Source organism: Anaeroplasma sp. (assembly GCF_034179385.1).
In the GTDB taxonomy this organism is placed as follows: Bacteria; Bacillota_I; Bacilli_A; order Acholeplasmatales; family Anaeroplasmataceae; genus Anaeroplasma.
In genome coordinates, this window is the sequence record NZ_JAXFPY010000097.1 from 20,505 (window position 1) to 28,654 (window position 8,150).

General features: G+C 28.8%; 5 protein-coding genes. 4 read left to right on the forward strand and 1 reads right to left on the reverse strand.

The window, feature by feature from the left end:
- Nucleotides 1-532 precede the first annotated feature (532 nt).
- Nucleotides 533-2,365, forward strand: a complete 1,833-nt coding sequence (locus tag SPJ17_RS06620; protein WP_321093876.1) for an IS1634 family transposase — start codon at nucleotides 533-535, stop codon at nucleotides 2,363-2,365.
- Nucleotides 2,366-2,587: 222 nt separating this feature from the next.
- Here SPJ17_RS06620 and SPJ17_RS06625 read toward each other — a convergent pair whose 3' ends face one another.
- Complete coding sequence (locus SPJ17_RS06625; protein ID WP_321093879.1) at nucleotides 2,588-3,340, reverse strand: SDR family NAD(P)-dependent oxidoreductase; 753 nt, start codon at nucleotides 3,338-3,340, stop codon at nucleotides 2,588-2,590.
- 117 nt (nucleotides 3,341-3,457) lie between these two features.
- Between SPJ17_RS06625 and SPJ17_RS06630 the strand changes: the two genes are divergently transcribed.
- The 3 genes from SPJ17_RS06630 to SPJ17_RS06640 are packed head-to-tail and all read left to right on the forward strand — an operon-like array spanning nucleotide 3,458 to nucleotide 7,768.
- Nucleotides 3,458-6,328 carry a YfhO family protein gene (locus tag SPJ17_RS06630; RefSeq protein ID WP_321093880.1) on the forward strand — a complete coding sequence of 957 codons (2,871 nt, stop codon included), beginning with the start codon at nucleotides 3,458-3,460 and terminating at the stop codon, nucleotides 6,326-6,328.
- Complete coding sequence (locus SPJ17_RS06635) at nucleotides 6,325-7,281, forward strand: glycosyltransferase family 2 protein (RefSeq protein ID WP_321093882.1); 957 nt, start codon at nucleotides 6,325-6,327, stop codon at nucleotides 7,279-7,281. Before SPJ17_RS06630 ends, SPJ17_RS06635 begins: the two co-directional genes overlap by 4 nt.
- Entirely contained in the window at nucleotides 7,268-7,768 is a 501-nt protein-coding gene (locus SPJ17_RS06640; protein ID WP_321093885.1) for a GtrA family protein, read from the forward strand. Before SPJ17_RS06635 ends, SPJ17_RS06640 begins: the two co-directional genes overlap by 14 nt.
- Nucleotides 7,769-8,150: the final 382 nt, after the last annotated feature.

The window sequence follows — 8,150 nt, forward strand, 5'->3', positions numbered from 1 at the left end:
GCCTTATTATACCAATCGAAAATTTTGTTGTCAATAAAAACCAGACACTTGCCGGTTTTATAGAACTGTAAAATGTTCCTCTTCTTTATCCAAAAATCAATACACTTGAATCATCAAATTTATTCTCTTCTTCAATAAAACATATTCTCTGTGGAGTTTTTCCACAAGAGACTAATATAAATAATAAGAAACATATAGAAATAAAATGCTTTTTCATTGTTATCCCTCTATACATAATTATAACGAAGTTTTTAGAAAAAACAAGGTTATTCACGCTAAATATTCTCATACTATGAAATAGATAACTCATGTGATAATTTTAGAGAACCGTTAAAGTTCAAAAACAAATAAATCTTATCTCAATTTATTTCCGGGTTTTCGACACTTGTAAGCCAATAAAACAGTACTTTTAGAGGATTTTATATACTATGTATATAATTCCTCTTATTTTTTTGTCAAATTTTGAAAAAAATGTGTTGTATGTGTTGTATGGCGTTGTGTTTTGTGATATAATATATATGGGTGATGTGTTGTGAAAATTTGGTATGATAGAAAATCTAAAGATCCTTCTTACTTTGTTCAACAAGGAATTCGGAATGGTAAGAAGGTCACTACGAAAAACATTTTTAAAATTGGTAAGCATTCTGAACTCTTAGCTCAAGGTCATCAAGATCCTTTAGCCTATGCCAAAGAGGTTGTCGAAGAATACAATAAAAAAATGAAATCAGAAAAGGTGGATTTGGAAATAACCATTGACTTTAATAAAAAGCTTATTCCTTCAGATAACGTTTCTTCAAAATCTTCCTTGCTTAACATTGGGTATTTCTTCTTACAAGATATTTATTCAAAGCTTAATTTAAAAGATTTTATAAAGAATATCACTAAGGATAAAAAGATTACATATAACTTAAATGATATCACTAGATTCTTAACATTCGATAGAATATTAAATCCTAGAAGTAAATTAGCTGCTGTGAATAATTTGGATTTCTTTTATGAAAAGCCTTCTTTTTCACATCAAAATGTTCTAAGAGGTATGGATATATTGGCGGATCATTATGATTCTTATCTTCAACATTTATTCGAAAATAGTAATACAATCGTTAAAAGAGATACTTCTATTTGCTATTACGATTGTACAAACTATTATTTTGAGGTTGAAACTGCGGATGAGCCTTATTACGATGAAGTAACTGGAGAATATCTATACGGATTAAGACAATATGGGCCTTCTAAAGAACATAGACCCAATCCTATAGTGGAAATGGGATTATTTATGGATAAAGATGGTATACCACTTACTATGGGATTATATCCTGGAAATATGAACGAACAAAAAACAGTTCATGAGCTTGAATCAAAAATGATAAGAACCTTAAAAAATAAAAGAATCATTTATTGTGGTGATGCTGGCTTAGGCTCAGCCTCTATTAGAGTCTTTAATGATCTGGGTGGTAGAGCCTTTATTGTTACACAATCCATTAAAAAGCTATCGGATGAGCTTCAAAACGATATTTTTAATGATACAGACTATAAGCTATTATCGAATAATTCATGTGTAACATTAAAACACATGAAATCCTTTAATAAATTTGATGAGAATAATATTTCTCTTTACCAAGATAAAGCTTATAAAGAAATAATCGTTGACTCTAATGTTGATTTAGGTCTTTTTGAGGAAAAAACATTTAAGAATGGTAATACGAAAACAGTTAAATCTAAAGCCATTTTGAAACAAAAGATAATTATTACTTATTCTCGTAAAATGGCCGAATATCAAAAAAACATTAGAAACAAACAAATTGAAAGAGCTAAGGCCTTATTGGCTCGTGGTGTAGATGATATCAGAAAAGGACCTAACGATATCGCTCGATTTATTAAATGCACGAATCGAGCATTGTATACTTTAGACCAAGACAGAATTGATTTAGAAGAAAAATATGATGGTTTTTATGCAATTGCCACAAATCTTTTAGAGGATGATCCTAAAGACATTATAGAGATTAATTCCCAAAGATACAAAATTGAGGATTGCTTTAGAGTTTTAAAAACTAATTTCGATGCTAGACCTGTTCATCACAGATTAGATAAACGTATTGTTGCTCATTTTATGATTTGTTATACTGCATTATTAATTTATAGATTATTAGAAAAACAATTAAAAGATAAAAAATATGATTTTACTATTAATGAAATTCTTACTACTTTAAAAAATATGAATGTTTCGAACAGAGACGGACTCTTCTATGAAGCAGAATTTACTTCTTCAAAGGTATGTACTGCACTTAACGATTTATTTAATTTTGGGTTAGATAAGAAATATTACCAGAATTCCGAATTGACAAAATTAGTGAAAAAAATTTAAAAAAGAATTTCCACACTACATTTTTAAAAAAAGAAAAATCCGAAAAATGGCTTAGTTACGCCATAAATCGGATTTTTTTGTTTATCAACTGTCGAAAACGGGATTATAACGAAGTTTTTAGATAAAAACAAGGTTATTCATTTCAAAATATTCTCATAATATAAAATAGATAACTCATGTGATAATTTTAGAGAACCGTTAAAGTTCAAAAACAAATAAATCTTATCTCAATTTATTTCCTATGCATTTAGAAATCAATGATTTTGGCAATAAATGAGAGAATAAATTCATAAGTTTTGTAGATAAACCTATATTCATTATACCTTTTTTAGAATTCATTTTTTTATATATTTTATCTGCAATTACCATAGGATTTTTACCCTTTTTTAATTTAGATTTTCTTTTGGCATGTAAATCAAAATCTGTATCCATTCTTGGTAAATTAAAAGCTATTGCATATACATTATGTTGCTTTAATTCTAAATTAATAGAATATGTAAAGCTAGATACATATGCTTTAGAAGCATAGTAGCTAGAAATATATGCCCCTGGCATCATAGATCCTACACTAGATATATTTATGATTCTGCCATAGCCCTTTTCTTTAAAATATTTAGCAAATTCAATAGATAATATAGTTAATGCTTTTATATTTAAATCGATTAGCTTTTCTTCATCTATTGGATCATGATAAAGAATAGAATCCGCAATTCCCATTCCTGCATTATTGATTAATACTTCTATATTAGAATAAGAATCTAAAATTTCTTTTGAAAAATTTATGATTTCCTTCGTTAAATCATATGGAATGATATCAATATCTATTCTATAATCTTTTAATAATTCTTCTTTTAGCTTTTCTAATCTTTCCTTATTTCTAGAAATAAGAATTAAAGAATACCCCATACTGGCATATTTTTTTGCAAGGGCAAGGCCTAAGCCTTGGCTTGCACCTGTAATTAGTACACGCTTCATAGTATCACCATTTATAATGATAACAAAATACATTTTTAATTAAAAGTGTTAATCTTATTCTAATTATGCTATAATTAGACTACTTGAAAATCAATGATTTTAATTCGAGGTATAAGCATGGAAAATACAACGACGAAAGATTCTTTTAAACATAAAATCAAAAATGCATGGAATGCATTTTGGAATAATAAATGGTATCCTTTTTTAACGCTACTTGTGCTTTTTGCGATTATTCTTATTATCGTTTTTATTTATACCGATGATAGGGGCGGATTCCTACATATGAATTCCGATGATTTAATTCAATATTATCCATATATCTCTGGATTCTTTGATAAGATCAAGCAAGGAAATGTATCCTTATATGATACTAGCCTATTTGGTGGCGTTTCCTTCTTTAGTGCAGCCTATTATATTCCTTTAGATATATTTACATTTCTTGCATTTCTTTTATCCTTTTTTATGGAAAATGAAACGGCCTATGCCATAATAAATTTTATGAGGCCAGTATGTGGAGCACTTCTTTTATATTATGTTTTCACAAGAAAATTTAATACGAAAGTATCCTTTTTATGTGCATTAATTCTATTTTGTGGCGGTACAACGGAATCCTATTATATATTTCCTGTATATTTAGGTATTTGCTTTTATGCACCACTAGGTATGCTACTTATTGATTTATGCATTGAAAAAAAGGGTTATTATTATTTATTATTACCTATCTATTCCGTTATGGTAATATTATATGATTTTTATATAGCCTATATGCTACTCGCATTTACTTCCATTTATTTTGTTGCAACCATGTTTGCATCCTTAGGTAATAGTACGGATGCTCATAATAAAAGAGTCCTTGAATTTTTCAAAAGATTCTTTGAATATTTATTATTTGTATTACTAGGAGTTGTAATCGGTGCATTCTTCTTAATGCCAAGTGCACTCTATATTATGCATCAAACATCCAGAAATGGCACCTCCTTAAAGGATATTATTTATTCCTTATTTAATAAGAACCCTTCGATAGAATCCTATTGGTATTTCAACAATGAGCATGGAACCATTGTCGATTTCTCATGGAGACATTATTTTACACAATGGATGAATTTATTTATTCCAAATGATCCACATCAGCTATGCTTAGTTGAGCCTGGTGATTATATAAGAGAGCATGCAACAATGTATATTACCTGTGGTGGATTCATTTATTTCATATATTTCTTCTTTCAAAGAGGAAAATATGAAAATCGACTAAAATTCTTTGTTCTTTTAATGAATATCTTATTATGTATTCCATTATTTTGTGTAATCTTTGGATTTAATACTGCACCATATTTAAGATGGTTCTTCATTCCATATTTCTTAAATCTATATGCCGCTGCAATTGCGATGAATCAAACAAATTTAAAAGCTACCGGCTCTAAGGTTGGATTATATATAACTATCCTAATGATTACCCTAGGCTTGATTTCTATGGTTTATGTTTTAATGCTAAGTCCTAGTGTATTTATTCATTATAAAAATGTTGGAGATTATTTCTATTTATTATTAATTCCATCTTTAGTAGCGATTTCATTATATTTACTTATTCTACTGCTTACTCTATCCTTCAAATTGAGAGGTAAAGATTTCCTACATGGTAAAGCTATCCCTATATTAATCTTTTTAGAATTTGTTTTTGCAACGATCATTATTTTTGCAAATGTAGATAATACTTCTGCAAGATATTACACTGCAAAAACCACCAATGAGGCAAGATTAAATACAATGAAGGAAATCTATGATTATGATAAGAAAAATGGTTATAGAACGAATCTATATACAATATTTGGTAGAGAAACAACCAATTTAAATATATTAGAGGGAGATGTAAATTTTGGTAGATTCTTCCAATCCTTTTACAATACTCCACTAAATACAGTTTTAAAAAGCTATTATGAAGAACCATCCAATAGCTGGAGTAGAACATTTAATGGTGGTTATTCCTTAATTAGTGGTCCTATTTTTAATACAAAATATATTATTTCTAATGAAAATATTCATTTACCTTTAAATTATTACAATGAAACCATTAAGGAAAATACGAAATATTATGAATTAAAGGATGATATTCCATTTATTGTATATGATACATTTATGGGAGCACAAACAAGCTTTAATTCCATTCAGAAGCAAGCTTCTATTTTACATTATGGCTATATAGAGGATTTTGATGCAGTCAAGGATTTAGGAATTATAGAAACCCCATCTGGTGAAATTCGAGCAAAATTCAATAATACCTATATGACTGGCTATTTAACCTTTGTAAGTGAAACAGATAATCATTACTATATTTATGATATAAGTAAGCTATCTAGTGCCTATAAGAATTATGATGCCTATATGATTATGCCAACAACGGAGATTCGAAGATTAACTCATGGCTTTATGTATTTGGCTAATGAAATTCCAACGACTACGGATTACACGAATTTAACTCAATTACATTACAATACCTATTATGGTAATGATTTGTGTAATTATAAGTATTTACTTGTTGAAAATAATACAAAAAACACAGTAACCACTGCAAGAATTTATGGTTATAAATATTCTATTTATGATGATTTTATTACAAAACAGAATTCCTATACAAATAAGGAATTTGTACTAGATGGAACAAAAATGAGTATTAAAGTAACCATGCCAGAGGATACTTCCGTTAAGGTAATTAAAACAGGCTATACCTATTCTTCAGAATGGGAAATAAACCAAGTTTTTGATTCAAATAATAATCCAATTGATTTTAAAACAATAAATATTGATGGTGGATTCTTAGGTATTGTTGTACCTAAGGGAATTCAGAATGTAGATATCACATTGAATTTTAGTCCTGAAGGATTGAGTACTGGTTTGAAAATCAGCCTTGTTGGCATTATAATATATGCAGGTATTTTGATTCCTACAGTATTGGTTTTTATCATTAAGAAAAAGAAAAGAGTGACAGAATGAAAAAGGTTTTTATCGTAGTTCCTTGTTATAACGAGGAAGAGACTATAGAAATATATTACAATGAGGTTATGAAGCATTTAACCTTAGATTATGAATATAATATTTGCTTCGTAAATGATGGGTCTAAGGATAGATCTTTAAGTATTATGATGGAGCTTGCAAGTAAGGATAAAAGAATTAAATATCTATCCTTTTCAAGAAATTTTGGCAAAGAGGCTGCAATGTATGCTGGTCTTGAGGCAGCGAAGAAATCCCATGCCGATATGGCCATTATAATGGATGTGGATTTACAGGATCCCCCATATTTAATTCCAGAATTGATTAAAGCACATGAGGAAGGATACAATTTAGTATTTACAAGACAAAGAAATCGTCATGGTGGTTCTATTCTTAGTGCCTTCTTCAGTCTATCCTTCTATAAGGTATATGCCTTTGTCACAAAGGATAAGGGTATGGCTCATGGAGCAAGAGATTATTGCTTATTAGATAAGAAGGCTGTGGATGCATTCTTATCTATAAAGGATCACGAAAGATTTACTAAGGGTATTTATCATTTTGTTGGCTTCCGCCAAAAGGTTATTGAATTTGATTATGCTAAGCGTAGTGCTGGTACAACCAAATGGAATTTTAAGAAATTATTCCATTATGCAATCTTAGGTATGAGAGAATTTTCTAGATTCTATGAATATATTCCAAAGATTGCTGCATGGATTGTCTTCTTCTTATTATGCTATGATACAGGTAAAGGAATTTATACTGCTGTACAGGCAAATTCTTATCAAGCATTTGATTGGAATCCAATTCGCTTAGATTGCTTATTTTTAGCCTTATTTATCGTTTTATTCTACTTGTTCCGTTTGTTATACGATGTTAGAAGGCAAACGCAAAGAAGGCCAATTTACATAGAAGAGGATTCTAATTTAGATTTGGTGGATAACGATGAAGCAGAATAAAAAGGAGCTTAGTCTTGAAATACTAAGATTCTTAATTGTTGGTGGTTTAGCCACTTTAGTAGATTATTTGGTTACTTGGGTATTTAAGAATTACGTTTGTCAAAATATGGATGTAAATTTAGCTGTATTCCTTTATACTGCAATGGGTTTTACGGCTGGATTATTTACGAATTGGTTCTTACAAAAATTTGTATATAGATATATTACTAAGGATCAGCAAAAGAGCTTTTATGTCTTCTTTAAATTTGTTGTTTTATCCTTAATTGGCTTTGGTATTACATGGCTTGGTATGTGGTTATCTGAACCAATCCATGGGAAGGTTTTATTCGATTTTTGGTTTTTACATGATATTCAATTATGGTTTTGGGTATTTAAGGTTTTATTAACCATTATCGTATTAATTATGAATTATATCGGAAGAAAGCTATTTGTTTTCAATCAAAAAAGGAATAAAGAGTCTATAGATGAAGAAAAGGCAAAGGAATGAGAATTCCCTTGCTTTTTTTTATTTATTAGGAAATTGTATTCTCACATTTATTTAGCTTTTTTCTCTTTTTTCTAAAATTAAGCTCAAATCATCATTTTCAGGCCATATTTTCACAAAATTTATCAAACAAAAAATGGCTTACCTAAAGGATTTTTTGTTATTTTTATGGTATAATTGTTAATGTAGAAATGGAGGTGAAAAAAATGAGATTTAAAACGCTAAAATATCACTATAAAGCGACCACTAATGAAATAGCTATGCTAAAGCTTTTATGTAGAATATCCAAAAATTTATATAATGCTTCATTATACTATCTTAGACAATATTATTTTAAACATAATACTATTCCTTCATATTTTGATACGAATAAGGCTTTAAAAAA